This is a genomic window from Pseudomonas brassicacearum (assembly GCF_003732265.1).
Classification (GTDB): Bacteria; Pseudomonadota; Gammaproteobacteria; order Pseudomonadales; family Pseudomonadaceae; genus Aquipseudomonas; species Aquipseudomonas brassicacearum_D.
The window spans coordinates 291,813-308,507 of sequence record NZ_MOBK01000001.1; the positions used below are offsets into that span (position 1 = coordinate 291,813).

Genomic DNA, 16,695 nt, shown 5'->3' on the forward strand with positions numbered 1-16,695 from the left:
ATGGCCCCTTCGCGAGCAAGCCCGCTCCCACAGTTGAACGCATTCCAATGTGGGAGCGAGCCTGCTCGCGAAGAGGCCCCGAAAAACACCGCCCTATTCAGCCATGCATTTTTTTTGAACAAAAATGAAACCGGTTTCAGAGGTATAAAAACAATGAACACACCACCCGTTTCCATCAGCCTGTCCAGCTACGGCGCAGACCTTGTGCGCCAACGTGGCCAAGGCAGTTTTATCGATGTGCTGGCCGCCGCCGGCGCTACGCGCATTGAATGGCGCGAAGAGCTGCTGACCGATGAAAACCCGCTGCAACTGGCCGACAACAGCCACGCCCAGGGTCTGGAAAGCATCTACTCATCGCCCATGGAGTTGTGGCTGGCCGGTCAGTCAAAACCCAATCCCGAATTGACCGCGACCCTGGAGCGTGCCCAAGCGTTCGGCGCCAAATGGCTGAAAGTTTCCCTGGGTTACTTCACCGACAACAATGATCTTCAAGCATTGAACCGCGTCCTCTTGCGCAGCCCGGTGCAACTGCTGGTGGAAAACGACCAGACCTTGCACGGCGGCCGTATCGAACCCTTCCAGCGCTTTTTTACCCAAGTCGAACACCACCACCTGCCGATCAAAATGACCTTCGACATCGGCAACTGGCACTGGCAGGACCAGTCCGCCGCCAGTGCGGCGCGGCTGCTCGGTCGACACGTCGGCTACGTGCATTGCAAAGCCGTGAGCCGCCGGGCCGACGGCAAACTGGTCGCCATCCCGCCAACCGCCAGCGACGTGCAGGAGTGGGAACACCTGCTGCGGCACATGGCCCAAGGGGTTATGCGGGCGGCGGAATATCCGCTGCAAGGCGATGATCTGGTGCAACTGACCACCGAACACGTCGCCACCCTCGCCCGCCTCGGTCAATCCCGGTTGGAGAGCGCTCATGTCTGAGTTCGATATCCTGTCGTTCGGCGAAACCATGGCGATGTTTGTCGCCGAACACAGCGGTGATCTGGCAGAGGTTGGCCAGTTCCACAAACGCATTGCCGGAGCAGACAGCAACGTTGCGATTGGTCTTTCACGGCTTGGCTTTAATGTGGCGTGGCTGAGTCGGGTCGGCGCCGATTCATTGGGCCGATTTGTCGTCGATACGCTGCGCAAAGAAGGCCTGAATTGCACCAATGTCGCCATCGACCCGGCGCACCCGACCGGTTTTCAGCTCAAGTCCCGTACTGAGGATGGCAGCGATCCGGCCGTCGAGTATTTCCGTCGTGGTTCCGCCGCCAGTCACCTGTCGGTGCAATCGATCTCGCCGTCGCTGCTCAATGCGCGGCATCTGCACGCCACCGGCATTCCTCCAGCGCTGTCGGCATCTGCCCGGGAAATGTCCTTCGAACTGATGACCCGCATGCGCAATGCCGGACGCAGCGTGTCGTTCGACCCGAACCTGCGCCCGAGCCTGTGGGCCAGCGAACAACTGATGATTACCGAAATCAACCGCCTTGCCGCCCTCGCCCATTGGGTGCTGCCGGGGTTGAGTGAAGGTCGATTGCTGACCGGGTTTGAAGACCCGGCGGACATTGCGGCGTTTTATCTGGACCTGGGTGTTGAAGCGGTGGCGATCAAACTCGGCCCGCACGGGGCGTATTACCGTACAACACTGGATCAGGGGTTTGTCGCGGGCGTACCGGTGCAAACCGTGGTGGATACGGTGGGCGCTGGCGATGGCTTTGCGGTCGGGATGATCAGCGCGTTGCTGGAGAACCACAGCGTTGCCGACGCGGTGCGGCGGGCCAACTGGATTGGCAGTCGTGCGGTGCAGAGTCGGGGGGATATGGAAGGGTTGCCAACCCGAGCCGAGATGTTTGCCGAGTTTGAACCCGCCATTCGCGAGCAAGCCCGCTCCCACATTCAATCGGATTTGCCCTCCCATTCTGTGTACGACACAGAGTCAAATGTGGGAGCGGGCTTGCTCGCGAAGAGGCCCGCATAAACGCTGAAGATTTAACTACCTGCTGCGACAAAAACAACAAGCTCAGGAGCACCACCCATGCAAACCGCCTCACTCGCCACCCGCCGCTGGTGGTACATCATGCCCATCGTGTTCATCACCTACAGCCTGGCGTATCTGGACCGCGCCAACTACGGTTTCGCCGCTGCCTCGGGCATGGCCGCCGACCTGATGATCACGCCGGGCCTGTCGTCGATGCTCGGCGCGCTGTTCTTCCTCGGTTACTTTTTCTTCCAGGTGCCGGGGGCGATCTACGCGCAGAAACACAGCGTCAAGAAGCTGATTTTCGTCAGCCTGATCCTCTGGGGCGGGCTCGCGACGCTCACCGGTATTGTCTCCAACGCCTACTGGCTGGTCGTCATCCGCTTCATGCTCGGCGTGGTTGAAGCCGCTGTCATGCCGGCGATGTTGGTCTATTTGTGCCATTGGTTCACCCGTGCCGAACGCTCGCGGGCCAACACGTTCCTGATCCTCGGCAACCCGGTGACCATGCTCTGGATGTCGGTGGTGTCGGGCTATCTGGTGCAGCATTTCAGCTGGCGCTGGATGTTCATCATCGAAGGTTTGCCGGCGGTGCTGTGGGCGTTTATCTGGTGGCGCCTGGCGGATGATCGTCCGGCCCAGGCCAAGTGGCTCACCGATCAAGAGAAGCAGGACCTGGAAAGCGCCCTCGCCGCCGAACAGGTCGGCATCAAAGCGGTGAAAAACTACGCCGAAGCTTTTCGTTCGCCGAAGGTGATCATCCTGGCGTTGCAGTTTTTCTGCTGGAGCATTGGCGTCTACGGCTTCGTGCTGTGGTTGCCGTCGATCCTCAAGGCTGGCGCGCAGATGGACATGATCGAGGCCGGCTGGCTGTCGGCACTGCCGTATCTGGCAGCGGTGATCGGCATGCTGCTGGTGTCCTGGGGCTCGGACAAATTGCAGAAGCGCAAACGCTTTGTCTGGCCGCCGCTGCTGATCGCCTCCATCGCGTTCTACGGTTCCTACGCCTTGGGCGCCGAACATTTCTGGTGGTCCTACACCTTGCTGGTGATTGCCGGCGCCTGCATGTATGCGCCGTACGGGCCGTTTTTCGCCATCGTCCCGGAGATCCTGCCGGCCAACGTCGCGGGCGGTGCCATGGCGCTGATCAACAGCATGGGCGCGCTCGGTTCGTTTGGCGGTTCGTACCTGGTCGGCTACCTGAACAGCTCTACCGGTTCGCCCGGCGCTTCGTATCTGCTGATGAGCGGCGCGTTGATGCTCTCGGTGGTACTGACGATTTTCCTCAAGCCCGGCGCCAGTGACCGCGTCGTGACCAAGGCTGCTGCGCCCCGGCCAGCGGCTGCTCACCCTTGATTTGACGTTGAGATGATGACGATGAAAAAGCAGGTTGTGCTGTACAAGAAACTCTCGCCACTGTTGATGGCTCGCCTGCATGAACACACCGAGGTGACGCTGATCGACAACCTCAACCACGAGGGCCTCGCACAACTGCGCGACGCCCTGCCCCGCGCCCACGGTTTGCTCGGCGCGAGCCTGAAACTGGATGCGCAGTTACTGGACCTGGCGCCGAATCTCGAAGCCATCGCCAGCGTGTCGGTCGGGGTCGACAATTACGACATCGATTACCTGACCGAGCGTCGCATCCTGCTGAGCAACACGCCGGATGTGCTGACTGAAACCACGGCGGACACCGGTTTCGCGCTGATTCTGGCGACCGCCCGGCGCGTCGTGGAACTGGCGAACATGGTTCGCAACGGCCAATGGACGCGCAACATCGGGCCGGTGCATTTCGGCACCGACGTGCATGGCAAGACGCTGGGCATCATCGGTATGGGCCGTATTGGTGAAGCCTTGGCACAGCGCGGGCATTTCGGGTTTGGCATGCCGGTGATCTATCACAGCCATTCGCCGAAACCGGCCGTGGAAGCGCGCTTCAATGCGCATTACTGCAGCCTGACAGAACTGTTGCAGCAGGCTGATTACATTTGCCTGACATTGCCGCTGACGGCTGAAACCGAAGGGCTGATCGGCGCAGAGGAATTCGCCTTGATGCGCCCGGAGAGTATTTTCATCAACATTTCCCGGGGCAAGGTGGTGGACGAAGCGGCGCTGATCGAGGCGCTGCGTACAGGGCAGATTAGGGCGGCCGGGCTGGATGTTTTTGAGCGTGAGCCGCTGCAGGCAGATTCGCCGTTGATGACGTTGAATAACGTGGTGGCGACGCCGCATATGGGGTCGGCGACGCATGAGACGCGAGAGGCGATGGCGCGGTGTGCGGTGGATAATCTGTTGATGGCGTTGGCTGGAGAGCGACCGAAGAATCTGGTGAATGCCTCGGTGTGGCAGGCTTAAGACATTTGGCGTTTGTTAGTCAGCCTTCGCGAGCAAGCCCGCTCCCACATTTGATTTGTGAACGACACAAAATTAATGTGGGAGCGGGCTTGCTCGCGAAGGGGCCATCAATTTCGCCGAATATGTTTCAGGCTCTACGCGCCTCCAGCAGATCCGCCGCACACAGCGCAATCCGCCGACACGCATCCGCCAGCTTCACCTGATCCACCACCAACCCGATCCGGATATGCCCCGCCGCACTCGGCCCGAATGCCTCACCGGCCAGCACCGACACGCCATACCCGTCGAGCAACCGCTCGGCAAAACCCTGCGCGCCAAGCCCGGTCTGACGCACATCAACCATCACAAACATCCCGCCATCCGGGCGAACAGGCTTGATACCCGGACAACCGCTCAATCTCGCGCAAACAAGATCGCGACGCTGACGATACTCCTCACGCATCAACGCCACTTCCGGCAGGTCCTGATCCAGCGCCAATTGCGCCGCGTTCTGGATGAAATCGGGTATCCCGAACAGCATGCACAACGACAGATTCACCAGGTGCTCGGCCATGGGTTTGGGGCCAATCACCCAACCGACCCGCCAGCCACTCATGGCGTGGGATTTGGACAGGCTATTGATGGTCGCGGTGCGCTCGGCCATGCCCGGCAGGCTCGCGGGGCTGGTGTGTTCGCCCTCGAACAACAGGTCGCTGTAGACCTCATCGCTGATCAGCCACAGATCATGACGCACGCACAACGCCGCGAGCGCTTGCCACGTGGAGAGCGGCAAACTGGCGCCGGACGGGTTGTTGGGACTGTTGAGCAGGATGACCCGGGTTTTCGGCGTAATCAGTGCGGCGACGTCCGCCGGGTCGACGCGAAAACCGTTCTCCGGCCGCACCGCCACCGGCACCACTTTGGCGGCGCAGGCGCCGAACACACCTTCATAAGTCACGTACATCGGTTCGGCGACAATCACCTCATCACCCGGATCGAGCAAACATTGCGCGACCGAGTACACCGCGCATTGCGCCCCCGGAAACACGATCACATGATCGCCATCCACCGCTTGACCACTGCGCTGGCGATGGCGTCGCGCAATACTGCTGCGCAATCCGCGACTGCCGCGCACCTCCGGGTAATGCGTGTCGCCGGCCTGCAAGCTGTCGATGGCCGCCTGGACAATCGGTTGTGGCGTGTCGAAATCCGGATCGCCGATCGACAGCAGCAGGACATCAATGCCCTGCTCGCGCATGTCCAGCGCTCGGTCATGAATCTGCCAGGCTGCGGCTCCATCGCCGGCGATTCGTTGGGTCAAGGCTGAATAGCGCATGTGATTCTCCTGTCGCGCGCGGACTCCCAGCCTTCACCCTATCTCAAATCACGAAACGCGCCAGCTATTTGGCATCAGCCAGGACTCACTGAGTGAAACTCGTCAACTTGAACGCGTTTTACGACCCTGTCTAGCTGACAACTCTGACAGTAGACGAGCATCTTTTGAGGCTGCTAAATGATCGCAGGAATTTCGAATTTCGATGCAGTTTCCTTTCATGACCATCCAACTACGGAGTATCGAAATGTCGAAATTCAATGAAACACCTCGTTCAGGTACCCAGAAAAATACCGTTGATGAAAATCCTCCTCATAAACCTGAATTACCACGGGAAGTGCTGGAAAACGGCCTCACTCGTGAATACCTCAACGCACACAACAATGAGTTAAAAGTCACTATAAAACCAAATGCTGGCCCCTACGACCACGTCGCGGTAAAATTTGGTACAGCGCCCAAAACTTTTACTCTTCATGCGAAGCTTTCCAGCTCGAGCATTGACACGGTTGTTATATTCACGACTTACAACATCAAAGAAGTAATAGGCAACGGCACACATTCAATGTCCTATGTACTGTACAAATTGGCAGATGACAGCAGTTCGCCAGAGTCGCACACTCAAGAAGTCACAGTGGACGTCATATAAATTCAAATAGGCCACATGGGCATTTCTCAAACCTGGAACCGCGCGATCAACTAAAGTTGGAGCACAAAACGGCTCCAACTTTATTACATCCGCTTCGACTCATACGTTTCAAATCACGAAACGCGCCACCATCGCATTCAAATCCACCGCCAGACGCGACAGTTCATGGGTGGCGACGCTGGTCTGGTTGGCACCTGTAGCAGACTGGGTGGCCAGGTCGCGGATGTTCACCAGGTTGCGGTCGACTTCGCGGGACACCTGCGCCTGTTCTTCCGAAGCACTGGCGATCACCAGGTTGCGTTCGTTGATCAAGTGGATCGACTGGGTGATCTGCTCCAGCGCGACACCGGCGGCGCGGGCCATTTCAAGGGTGCTTTGGGTACGCTGGTTGCTTTGCTGCATCGACGAGACGGCTTCGCCGGTGCCGTTCTGGATGCCGGCGACCATTTTTTCGATTTCCTGGGTCGACTGCGCAGTGCGATGGGCCAATGCTCGCACCTCGTCCGCCACCACGGCGAAACCTCGTCCGGCTTCACCGGCGCGGGCGGCTTCGATGGCGGCGTTGAGTGCCAGCAGGTTGGTTTGTTCGGCGATGGCGCGGATCACGTCCAGCACTTTGCCAATGTCACGGCCCTGCGCGGCCAGGCCTTCGATCATCACCGAGGTGTTTTGCACGTCGTGGGTCATGGTCTGGATCGCGTTGACGGTGTCCACCACGCGGTCACGGCCTTCGCGGGCAGCTTGGGTGGACTGGCTGGAGGCTTCCGAGGTCGACACCGCGTTGCGCGCGACTTCTTCCACGGCAGCGGTCATTTCGTTGACGGCGGTGGCCGCTTGTTCGATTTCGTTGTTTTGCTGTTGCAGGCCGCGCGAGGCTTCCTCGGTGACCGTGCTGAGTTCTTCAGCGGCGGCGCCCAGTTGCGTGGCGGAACCGGCGATCTGTTCGATGGTTTGGCGCAGGTTGGTTTGCATGGTGGCCAAGGCGCCGAGCAAACGGGCTGGTTCGTCCTTGCCGTCGACCTCGATGACTTTGGTCAGGTTGCCGCCAGCGATGGTTTCGGCAGCCTGTACTGCGCGGTTCAGTGGGGTGACGATGCTGCGGGTCAGCAGCCAGGCCAGCAATACGGTCAGTAATGCCGCGATGACCGCGACGACCACGATGCCGGTCACTGCGCTGTTGTAGTGCTCACCCGCCTCGGCCGAGGCGGCTTTGGCATAGCCGTTGTTGAGGGCTACGAGTTTGTTCAGTTGCTCGCCCATCAGGTCGGTGCCGTCCTTGATCCGCGTATTGATCAGGGTGCGCATCTCTTCAGTCTGGTTCTGCCGCGACAGGTCCATCATCTGGTTCTGCGCTTGCATGTAGCTGTCGAGCGTGGCCGTGAACGTTTTGTACAGCACGGCCTCATCCGGCTGAGCGGGCAAGGCGGCATAACTGTTCTGAGCATTGCGCACCTTGTCCATCAGCACGCCGATGCGGGTCTGGGCTTCCTGCAACGCGGCAGGTTCGCGGTTGGTCAACACACGAAAAGACAGGATCCGCAGGCGCAAGACATTTTCGGTCAGGTTGCCCAGAAAGCCCACGCTGGGTAGCTGCGTGCTTTCCATATCAATGGAGGCCTGGCGGATGATCGACATACGGTTCACGGCAAACACACCCAGCACGATGACGAGCAAGGCAATGAAAGCAAAACCGAGGAAGGCGCGAGGCGCGATGTTCAGATTACGCAGTGACATAGGTGGACTCTCGGGTGATTGAAGCTACGAGCATCCTTGCCGGTGATCACTGAAGGGCTTTCCTTCAGCGCGGCGCCACTGTCGAATCGGGTGTGTGAGCGTCTATAAGCTGTATCGGCCGGGGATGAGGATTTTTGCGGGGGTTGGAGAAATATATTTCGGGGGGGTGGGCAATGTCTGAATGGGTGACGCTCTGGTGGTGAGGGGGCTTGCCCCCGTTGGATTGCGCAGCAATCCCCTGCCTTCAGGAAATTATGGGGCCGCTTCGCAGCCCAACGGGGGCAAGCCCCCTCGCCACAGAAGCCCCCTCGCCACAGAAGCCCCCTTGCCACAGGAGCTCCCTCGCCACAGGAATGTCGTTGTATTCGGGTTTGCGTCAGGTTTTGGCGATTCGCCAGACCCGCGCGATGTCGCGGGCGCGGTCTTGCAGCAACCGGGACGCCTCGGCGCACGCCTGTTCCAGCGTCATTGGCCCACTGGCCAAGGCGAACGCCGCGTCGATGCCGTGTTCGTACAATGCCTGATACCCCTCGCCCAAGGTGCCGGCGATCACGATCACCGGCACGCTTTGCTGCCGGGCAATCCGCGCCACGCCGAACGGTGTCTTGCCACGCAAGGTCTGCGCATCGAATCGCCCTTCGCCGGTAATCACCAGGTCAGCGCCCTGCACGGCTTCAGCCAACCCGACCAGCTCGGCAACCACGTCCACGCCGGACTGAAACTGCGCGCCGAGAAACGCCTTGGCGGCAAATCCCAGGCCTCCTGCCGCCCCGCTGCCCGGTTCGTCCTTGACGTCGTGACCCAACGCTTGGGCGCACAACTCGGCAAAGTGCCCAAGCGCCTTATCCAGTTGCTGCACCTGCTCGGGTGATGCGCCTTTCTGCGGGCCAAAAATCACAGAAGCGCCGTGCGGACCGCACAGTGGGTTGTCAACGTCGGCAGCGATGTCAAAGCGCACGTCGGCCAGGCGCGAATCCATGTCGCTCAGATCAATGCGCTCCAGTTGCGCCAGGGCCAAACCACCCGGCGCCAGGGTTTGCCCCTGCGCATCCAGCAACTTCACGCCCAGCGCTTGCATGGCCCCGGCGCCGGCATCGTTGGTGGCGCTGCCGCCAATCGCCAGGATCACCCGCTGCGCCCCGGCATCGAGAGCGGCGCGGATCAGTTCGCCGGTGCCGAAGGTGCTGCTGACGCACGCATCGCGTTTGTTCAACGGGACCAATTGCAGACCGCTGGCCTCGGCCATTTCGATGATCGCGGTGTGGTTGTGCGGCAGCCAGCCCCAGGCGGCGTCGACGGTTGCACCGAGCGGACCTCGCACCTTCGTGCGGCGCAGTTCGCCCTCGCACGCGGCCAGAATCGACTCGACCGTGCCTTCGCCGCCATCGGCCATCGGGCATTTGACCAAGTGCGCGTCCGGCCAGACGTCTGCCAGCCCCAATGCAATGGCGTCAGCCACACCTTGGGCACTGAGGCTGTCCTTGAACGAATCGGGGGCGATGACGATCTTCATGCGAATTCTCCAGTTCCAATGCGCTCCATGCTGCCAGTAGCCCCGGACAATAACGCCAGTCCGCTGCACAAGCGGGCGTGGCGTTTATTGTTCATTTCTACAAAACCGTGCAGCAACACACTGAGTTGTAGCAGCTGTCGAGCCTGCGAGGCTGCGTCCGGCGGCGGAGCCGTCGTAAACCCGGCAAGCACAATTTCCCTGATGTACCGCAGTGCATGATTTTACGACTGCTGCGCAGCCGAACGCAGCCTCGCAGGCTCGGCAGCTGCAACAGGGGTTGTGTTCGGTCAGTCGGTTTGGGGGAGGAGCTGGACACCAAGATACAGCGCGAGCATGCCGTCCAGTTTGAGAGGATCAACGCCACTCAACTCCGCAATCCGCTCCATCCGATACCGCAAGCTGTTGCGATGAATCCCCAACGCATCGGCACACGCCTGGCTCTGCCCATCGTGATCACACCAGCTGCGCAGTGTCGCCAACAGTTGGCCGTTACCATCCTTGGCGATGACTTTGCGCAGCGGTTTGAGCAGTTCATCCAGCGCATCGTCGTTGCGATGCCGCCACAGCATCACCGGCAATCGATAACGGGTCAGCGTCAGCAAACGCGAACGCGGCAACACATCGCGTCCATACGCCAGCAAGTCGCCGACCCGCCGGTAGCAGCGCCGTAACCCCGACAAGCCATCGGCCTGCCCGCCTACCGCGATGCGCAGAATGTTCCAACCGAGGCCGTCGAGCTTTTCCAGCAACCGATCATTCTCGATAGATTGCGAGGCCGGCCGGCACCACAGCAACGACGACTTCGCCGAACTCACGCACCAACTGTCCGGGTAACGCGAGGTCAGCCAGGCACTCAGCGCTTCAACGGTTTGCGCCGGGCCGTGCTCCATGCCCAATTCAAACAGATACGGCACCCGCGTCATCTGCGGCTTGAGCCCCAATTGCTGTGCTTCGTCGAGCAAGCGCGGCGAGTCCCCCGCCTCGCTCAGCAGCAACGCGAGCAGATCGTCGCAACGCTGACGCCGCCACTGCTGCTCGGCCTGCTGATTGCGCTGGCCGACCAGCATCTCCGCGGTCATCCGCACCAGCTCGGCATAGGTGCGCAATGGCTCGGGTTCGCCGGTAATGCCGAGCACGCCAATCAAGCGCCCATCGAGCAACAACGGCAAGTTGATCCCGGGCTGCACGCCCTTGAGATGAATCGCCGTTTGCGCGTCGATTTCCACCACCCGACCATTGGCCAGCACCAGTTGTGCACCTTCGTGGCGGGTGTTGATGCGCTCCGGTTCGCCGCTGCCGAGAATCAATCCCTGGCTGTCCATGACGTTGACGTTGTACGGCAGGATGGCCATCGCCCGGTCGACTATGTCCTGGGCCAGGTCGTGATCGAGTTCGAACATAACGGGGATCCTTGAAAACGGAGTGGGACGGGTTGTTCACCCGCACAGGCCTTGGTCGCAAACCCTGTGCTCAGGCACAAAGACAACAACCCGGAGCGTGGCCGAGACTCTCTGGGCGATCAACGTTACCCTTGCATCGCAAAAAATCATAATAAAGAGAGAACCCGCCATGTCACAGAGCGCCGCCGCTACCCAGGCCATCGTTGACGAGAAGAACGCCGTCTACAAACGCATTACCCTGCGTTTGATCCCCTTCATCTTCATCTGCTACCTATTCAACTACCTCGACCGGGTGAACGTTGGATTTGCCAAACTGCAGATGCTCGACGCCCTGAAATTCAGCGAAACCGTGTACGGCCTCGGTGCCGGGATATTCTTTATCGGCTACGTGCTGTGCGGCGTGCCGAGCAACCTGGCCCTGACCAAATTCGGCCCACGGCGCTGGATCGCGCTGATGATGATCGTCTGGGGCACCCTCTCGACGTGCCTGCTGTTCGTCACCACCCCGACCGAGTTCTACACCTTGCGCCTGTTCACCGGCGCGGCTGAAGCCGGGTTCTTCCCGGGCGTGGTGCTGTATCTCTCGCAATGGTTCCCGACCTTCCGCCGTGGCCGCATCATGGCGCTGTTCATGTCGGCGATCCCGGTGTCCGGCCTGCTCGGCAGCCCGTTCTCTGGCTGGATCCTCAATCACTTTGGCGCAGGCCAGGGTGGCTTGGCCGGCTGGCAGTGGATGTTCCTGCTGCAAGGCATTCCGACTGTCATCCTTGGCGCCCTCGCCTATTTCCTGCTGAGTGACAGCTACGCCAACGCCAAATGGCTGACCCCGTTCGAGCGTTCGGTACTGGAAGCGGATCACGCGGAAGACCTGGCCAACAAGCCAAAAACCACCACTGATTCGTTGCTGGCGGTGTTCAAGAACCCGGCGATCTGGGCGTTCGGTTTGATCTACTTCTGCATCCAGAGCGGTGTGTACGCGATCAACTTCTGGCTGCCGTCGATCATCAAGAACCTGGGCTTCAGCGATAACCTGGTGATTGGCTGGTTGAGTGCGATTCCGTATCTGCTGGCGGCGGTGTTCATGTTGCTGGTCGGTCGCTCGGCAGACCTGCGCAAGGAACGCCGGTGGCATTTGGTGGTGCCGATGTTGATGGGCGCGGTGGGGCTGCTGATCGCGGTGAACTTCGCGACCACGCCGGCGATTGCGATCCTCGGCCTGACCATCGCCACCATGGGCGCCCTCACCGGCCTGCCAATGTTCTGGCCGGTGCCGACGGCACTGCTGAGCGCGGGTGCGGCGGCGGGTGGTTTGGCGTTGATCAACTCGATGGGGCAGATGGCGGGTTTCTTGAGCCCGTACCTGGTGGGTTGGGTCAAGGACAGCACCGGCTCGACCGATGCGGCGCTGTATCTGCTGGCGGGTGTGATTGTGTGTGGCAGCTTGCTGGCGCTGCGGATGACGCGGACGTTGCGGGTATAAGCCTTTTTCACCCCTACAAAAAACGGCCCTTTCGGGCCGTTTTCTGTTTCTGGCTCAGACCTGCTTTTGTGGCGAGGGAGCTTGCTCCCTCGCCACAGGGGTTGTGTTTTAGCTATGCGGATCGACGTTGTCGAGCATCCGGTTCACCGCCAGTTCACCCAGCATCACGGAGTTTTGGATACCGAGCAGCGTGTGGCGCTGTGTGCCGTTCAGTTGCCCGGCGAAATCACTCAACATCACACTCGCTGACGCCAACGTTTCACAGGCGTTGACCAGCAGGGTTTCGTGATCGGTATCGGGGCCGATGGAATAGATGGTGCTGGGTTTGCGTGGGGTGTCTTTGGGGATGACCGGTTTGAGGTAGTAATCGAGAGCGCGGTCGGCGGCGGTGTTGAGTTTTTTGGGATTGGTGGATTCGTAGGGGGAAACGTCGTCGGTGTCGGTTTCTGGTGGGTTGGGTGTGATCTTGAACATAGATGTAACTCCAAATCAGAAAATAGGAGCCATCACTCTCGCTACCAAACGAAGAGGTGGTGGCCATACGAAGGTTGGTAGACCGGTGACTTGGAAACCGGCGCGCTCGAAAGCGCCCTGCGCATGGCCACCATAAAGACACAGACCGCAGGGGCTGTATCAGGTGTGCTATGCACTAAGTCAACCGGGCTACCAAACCCGATCGCTGTTTTTCAGCGACGAGCAAACGATAGAGCCCAGCCCCAAGGCGCACAAGCCGGCGGATTCTGGCGCAGTCGTAGGCAACGGCGCAAGGTTATGTAGCCTCCAGCCCCATCCATCCCGAACGTTTAAACAATACTGTTTATTGCCACACTCCTACACGGGGTCCGCACATTCCGATTGCTCCCGGCAACGGTTCTGGTATTTGATTGAGGCCTTTCTCCCACCGGTAAAAGGATTTCCTCATGAGCTATCGCACGCTGGGTCATTCGGGTTTACAGGTCTCTACCCTGACCCTGGGCACGATGATGTTCGGCGAACAGACCAGCACCGAAGACTCCCTGCGGATCATCGACAAGGCCTGGGACCAGGGCATCAATTTCATCGACACCGCCGACGTTTACACCGGCGGGCGTTCCGAAGAGATCGTCGGCGAAGCGATAGCCGGCAATCGCCATGAATGGGTGCTGGCGACCAAGGTCGGCTTCGGCCCGGTGGACGGTGTGCCGAACCGCAGCGGCTTGAGCCGCAAACACTTGTTCAACGGCATCGACGCCAGCCTGACCCGCTTGGGCACCGACTACCTCGACATCTATTACCTGCACCGCGAAGACCACAACACGCCGCTGGAAGTGACCGTGTCGGCGATGGGCGATCTGATTCGTCAGGGCAAGGTTCGTTATTGGGGCTTGTCCAACTACCGTGGCTGGCGCATTGCCGAGGTGATCCGTGTGGCCGATCAACTGGGCGTCGACCGGCCGGTGATCAGCCAGCCGCTGTACAACATCGTCAACCGTCAGGCCGAGACTGAACAAATCACCGCCGCACACAATTATGGCCTCGGCGTGGTGCCTTACAGCCCGTTGGCGCGGGGTGTGCTCAGCGGCAAATATGCGCCGAATGTGAAGCCAGACGCCAACAGCCGCGCCGGGCGTGCAGACAAACGCATTCTGGAAACCGAATGGCGGGTTGAGTCGTTGCGCATTGCCCAGCAGATTCAGCAGTACACGCAGGAACGTGGCGTGGGGATTGTCGAGTTTGCGATTGCCTGGGTGCTGAACAACGACGCCGTCACATCGGCCATTGTCGGGCCGCGCACCGAGGAACAATGGGACGCGTACACCAAGGCGCTGGCGGTGAAGATTACGGCGGAGGATGAAGCGTTTATCGATTCGCTGGTGGTGCCGGGGCATTCGTCGACGCCTGGGTTCAATGACGTGAGCCATTTTGTGTCTGGCCGTAAACCCCGCACAGCTTGAGATCTTTCGCGAGCAGGCTCGCTCCCACAGGGGGATCTCCATTGAACACAGACCTTGTGAACACTGGAGATCAAATGTAGGAGCGAGCCTGCTCGCGATGGCGTCTTAAACTCAACATCAATGTTGACTGATAGATAGCTATCGCGAGCAGGCTCACTCCTACAGTTTGACCGTGTTGATCGAACGGACAATATTTGATACGAAAACCACGTATCCTCTGCGCCCCGTTTCACCTTCAACCTCGCGAGGGCAGTTTGTCTAAAGGTATCGCTTTATCGGTTTCGGCCTCAGTGCTGTTTGCCGTCATGTACTACTACACGTCGTTGCTCACGCCCTTGAGCGGCGTGGAAATTTTCGGCTGGCGCATGCTGCTGACCGTGCCCTGCATGACCGTGTTCATGGTGGTGTCCGGCGAGTGGACGCGGGTGGTCGAGATTGTCCGGCGCGCCACGGCGAATCCAAAATTGATCGCCGCCCTGATCGCCTCCTCGGCCCTGCTCGGTGTGCAACTCTGGCTGTTCATGTGGGCGCCGCTCAACGGCTACAGCCTGGACGTATCACTGGGGTATTTCCTGCTGCCACTGACGATGGTGCTGACCGGGCGAATCGCCTACGGAGAACGCCTGTCCTATCTGCAAAAAATCGCCGTGGTGCTGGCCTGCCTCGGCGTGCTCAATGAGGTGTATCAGGTCGGTGGTTTTTCCTGGGCGACCTTGCTGGTGTGCATTGGCTATCCGACCTATTTCATCGTGCGCAAGCGCCTGGCCTCGGACAACCTCGGCGGCCTGTGGCTGGACATGGCGTTGACGCTGCCGGTGGCATTCTGGTTTGTGCAGAGTGGCGAGCAAGGCTTCGGCGTGTTCGATCAACACCCATGGCTGTCGCTGTTGATCCCGATGCTCGGGGTGATCAGCGCGTCGGCGTTGGTGGTCTACATCATCGCCAGCCGCTTGTTGCCGTTCAGTCTTTTCGGGTTGTTGAGTTACGTCGAGCCGGTGCTGCTGCTGGGCGTGGCGTTGCTGCTTGGGGAAAGCATCAAGCCTGGGGAATGGTTGACCTATATTCCGATCTGGCTCGCGGTGGTGGTGCTGGTGTTCGAAGGCTTCAAGCATTTGGTGCGACAGCGCAGACCTTAAGCCCTACCCAAAAACAAATGTAGGAGTGAGCCTGCTCGCGATAGCGTCTTCAAATTCAACATCAATGTTGACTGAAAAACAGCTATCGCGAGCAGGCTCACTCCTACAAGTTTAGCGGTGTGGCGGGTTACTCGGTCGCGAGCACGCCACGACGAACCTGATCACGTTCGATCGATTCAAACAGCGCCTTGAAGTTGCCTTCGCCGAAACCATCGTCGCCTTTACGCTGGATGAATTCGAAGAACACCGGCCCCATCAGGGTTTCCGAGAAGATCTGCAACAGCAGGCGCTTGTCGCCCGACTCGGACGAACCGTCCAGCAGAATCCCGCGCGCTTGCAGTTGATCAACCGGCTCGCCGTGGTTCGGCAAACGGCCTTCGAGCATTTCGTAATAGGTTTCCGGTGGCGCGGTCATGAAGCGCATGCCGATGCTTTTCAGGTGATCCCAGGTCTTGAGCAGGTCATCGGTCAGGAATGCAACGTGCTGGATGCCCTCGCCGTTGAACTGCATCAGGAACTCTTCGATCTGCCCGGCGCCCTTGGACGATTCTTCGTTCAGCGGTATTTTGATCATGCCGTCCGGCGCGGTCATGGCCTTGGAGGTCAGGCCGGTGTATTCGCCCTTGATGTCGAAGTAGCGAATTTCGCGGAAGTTGAACAGCTTCTCGTAGAAGTTGGCCCAGTAGGCCATGCGACCGCGATACACGTTGTGGGTCAAGTGGTCGATGATTTTCAGGCCGGCACCGACCGGGTTGCGGTCCACCCCTTCGATGAACACGAAGTCGATGTCATAGATCGAGCTGCCTTCACCGAAACGGTCGATCAGGTACAGCGGCGCGCCGCCGATGCCCTTGATCGCCGGCAGGTTCAGTTCCATCGGACCGGTTTCGATGTGGATCGGCTGGGCGCCGATTTCCAGTGCGCGCTTGTAGGCGAGCTGCGAATCCTTGACGCGGAACGCCATGCCGCACACCGACGGGCCGTGCTCGGCCGCGAAGTACGAAGCAACGCTGTGCGGTTCGTTGTTGAGGATCAGGTTGATCGCGCCCTGGCGATAGAGGTGCACGTCTTTGGAACGGTGGGTCGCCACCTTGGTGAAGCCCATGATCTCGAAGATCGGCTCCAGGGTGTTCGGGGTTGGCGATGCGAATTCGATGAACTCAAAGCCCATCAGGCCCATTGGGTTTTCGTATAAATCTGCCATTTT

At 59.8% G+C, this 16,695-nt stretch carries 14 protein-coding genes; 8 read left to right on the forward strand and 6 right to left on the reverse strand.

Features of this window, described 5'->3' with window-relative positions; all coding sequences use genetic code 11:
* Positions 1-153: 153 nt before the first annotated feature.
* The 4 genes from BK660_RS01315 to BK660_RS01330 are packed head-to-tail and all read left to right on the forward strand — an operon-like array spanning position 154 to position 4,333.
* The gene (locus tag BK660_RS01315) at positions 154-936 is read left to right on the forward strand and encodes a sugar phosphate isomerase/epimerase family protein (protein ID WP_123431735.1); all 783 of its coding nucleotides are present in this window, start codon (positions 154-156) and stop codon (positions 934-936) included.
* Entirely contained in the window at positions 929-1,978 is a 1,050-nt protein-coding gene (locus BK660_RS01320; protein ID WP_123431736.1) for a sugar kinase, read from the forward strand. The genes BK660_RS01315 and BK660_RS01320 overlap by 8 nt, the downstream gene beginning before the upstream one ends.
* Before the next feature lie 57 nt (positions 1,979-2,035).
* The gene (locus tag BK660_RS01325; protein WP_123431737.1) at positions 2,036-3,334 is read left to right on the forward strand and encodes an MFS transporter; all 1,299 of its coding nucleotides are present in this window, start codon (positions 2,036-2,038) and stop codon (positions 3,332-3,334) included.
* A gap of 21 nt (positions 3,335-3,355) precedes the next feature.
* Complete coding sequence (locus BK660_RS01330; protein WP_123432515.1) at positions 3,356-4,333, forward strand: NAD(P)-dependent oxidoreductase; 978 nt, start codon at positions 3,356-3,358, stop codon at positions 4,331-4,333.
* Between the two features lie 127 nt (positions 4,334-4,460).
* Here BK660_RS01330 and BK660_RS01335 read toward each other — a convergent pair whose 3' ends face one another.
* Positions 4,461-5,648: a pyridoxal phosphate-dependent aminotransferase gene (locus BK660_RS01335; RefSeq protein ID WP_123431738.1), complete on the reverse strand. Its 1,188-nt coding sequence runs from the start codon at positions 5,646-5,648 to the stop codon at positions 4,461-4,463.
* A gap of 244 nt (positions 5,649-5,892) precedes the next feature.
* On the opposite strand from BK660_RS01335, the gene BK660_RS01340 reads away from it, so the two are divergent.
* The gene (locus BK660_RS01340; RefSeq protein WP_148057414.1) at positions 5,893-6,291 is read left to right on the forward strand and encodes a hypothetical protein; all 399 of its coding nucleotides are present in this window, start codon (positions 5,893-5,895) and stop codon (positions 6,289-6,291) included.
* Positions 6,292-6,399: 108 nt separating this feature from the next.
* On the opposite strand, the gene BK660_RS01345 is transcribed toward BK660_RS01340, so the two are convergent.
* The 3 genes from BK660_RS01345 to BK660_RS01355 form a co-directional block, all read right to left on the reverse strand.
* Complete coding sequence (locus BK660_RS01345; RefSeq protein WP_123431740.1) at positions 6,400-8,025, reverse strand: methyl-accepting chemotaxis protein; 1,626 nt, start codon at positions 8,023-8,025, stop codon at positions 6,400-6,402.
* Positions 8,026-8,401: 376 nt separating this feature from the next.
* Positions 8,402-9,538, reverse strand: coding sequence for a glycerate kinase (locus BK660_RS01350; protein WP_123431741.1), 1,137 nt, complete (start codon positions 9,536-9,538; stop codon positions 8,402-8,404).
* Positions 9,539-9,825: 287 nt separating this feature from the next.
* Positions 9,826-10,938: a sugar diacid recognition domain-containing protein gene (locus tag BK660_RS01355; protein WP_123431742.1), complete on the reverse strand. Its 1,113-nt coding sequence runs from the start codon at positions 10,936-10,938 to the stop codon at positions 9,826-9,828.
* A gap of 169 nt (positions 10,939-11,107) precedes the next feature.
* Here BK660_RS01355 and BK660_RS01360 point away from each other — a divergent pair, with 169 nt between their 5' ends.
* Positions 11,108-12,418: an MFS transporter gene (locus tag BK660_RS01360; protein WP_123431743.1), complete on the forward strand. Its 1,311-nt coding sequence runs from the start codon at positions 11,108-11,110 to the stop codon at positions 12,416-12,418.
* A gap of 108 nt (positions 12,419-12,526) precedes the next feature.
* On the opposite strand, the gene BK660_RS01365 is transcribed toward BK660_RS01360, so the two are convergent.
* Entirely contained in the window at positions 12,527-12,892 is a 366-nt protein-coding gene (locus BK660_RS01365) for a DUF6124 family protein (protein ID WP_123431744.1), read from the reverse strand.
* Positions 12,893-13,338: 446 nt separating this feature from the next.
* Between BK660_RS01365 and BK660_RS01370 the strand changes: the two genes are divergently transcribed.
* A complete protein-coding gene (locus tag BK660_RS01370; protein WP_123431745.1) occupies positions 13,339-14,352 on the forward strand; it encodes an aldo/keto reductase in 1,014 nt (337 codons plus the stop codon).
* Between the two features lie 254 nt (positions 14,353-14,606).
* Entirely contained in the window at positions 14,607-15,488 is an 882-nt protein-coding gene (gene rarD / locus BK660_RS01375) for an EamA family transporter RarD (RefSeq protein WP_123431746.1), read from the forward strand.
* 127 nt (positions 15,489-15,615) lie between these two features.
* Here rarD and hppD read toward each other — a convergent pair whose 3' ends face one another.
* The gene (hppD, locus tag BK660_RS01385) at positions 15,616-16,692 is read right to left on the reverse strand and encodes a 4-hydroxyphenylpyruvate dioxygenase (protein ID WP_123431747.1); all 1,077 of its coding nucleotides are present in this window, start codon (positions 16,690-16,692) and stop codon (positions 15,616-15,618) included.
* Positions 16,693-16,695: the final 3 nt, after the last annotated feature.

Excerpts from the sequence above, each read along its gene's own strand:
- BK660_RS01315 (WP_123431735.1), top strand. The coding sequence starts at position 154 with ATGAACACACCACCCGTTTCCATCAGCCTGTCCAGCTACGGCGCAGAC.
- BK660_RS01320 (WP_123431736.1), top strand. The coding sequence starts at position 929 with ATGTCTGAGTTCGATATCCTGTCGTTCGGCGAAACCATGGCGATGTTT.
- BK660_RS01325 (WP_123431737.1), top strand. The coding sequence starts at position 2,036 with ATGCAAACCGCCTCACTCGCCACCCGCCGCTGGTGGTACATCATGCCC.
- BK660_RS01330 (WP_123432515.1), top strand. The coding sequence starts at position 3,356 with ATGAAAAAGCAGGTTGTGCTGTACAAGAAACTCTCGCCACTGTTGATG.
- BK660_RS01335 (WP_123431738.1), bottom strand. The coding sequence starts at position 5,648 with ATGCGCTATTCAGCCTTGACCCAACGAATCGCCGGCGATGGAGCCGCA.
- BK660_RS01340 (WP_148057414.1), top strand. The coding sequence starts at position 5,893 with ATGTCGAAATTCAATGAAACACCTCGTTCAGGTACCCAGAAAAATACC.
- BK660_RS01345 (WP_123431740.1), bottom strand. The coding sequence starts at position 8,025 with ATGTCACTGCGTAATCTGAACATCGCGCCTCGCGCCTTCCTCGGTTTT.
- BK660_RS01350 (WP_123431741.1), bottom strand. The coding sequence starts at position 9,538 with ATGAAGATCGTCATCGCCCCCGATTCGTTCAAGGACAGCCTCAGTGCC.
- BK660_RS01355 (WP_123431742.1), bottom strand. The coding sequence starts at position 10,938 with ATGTTCGAACTCGATCACGACCTGGCCCAGGACATAGTCGACCGGGCG.
- BK660_RS01360 (WP_123431743.1), top strand. The coding sequence starts at position 11,108 with ATGTCACAGAGCGCCGCCGCTACCCAGGCCATCGTTGACGAGAAGAAC.
- BK660_RS01365 (WP_123431744.1), bottom strand. The coding sequence starts at position 12,892 with ATGTTCAAGATCACACCCAACCCACCAGAAACCGACACCGACGACGTT.
- BK660_RS01370 (WP_123431745.1), top strand. The coding sequence starts at position 13,339 with ATGAGCTATCGCACGCTGGGTCATTCGGGTTTACAGGTCTCTACCCTG.
- hppD (WP_123431747.1), bottom strand. The coding sequence starts at position 16,692 with ATGGCAGATTTATACGAAAACCCAATGGGCCTGATGGGCTTTGAGTTC.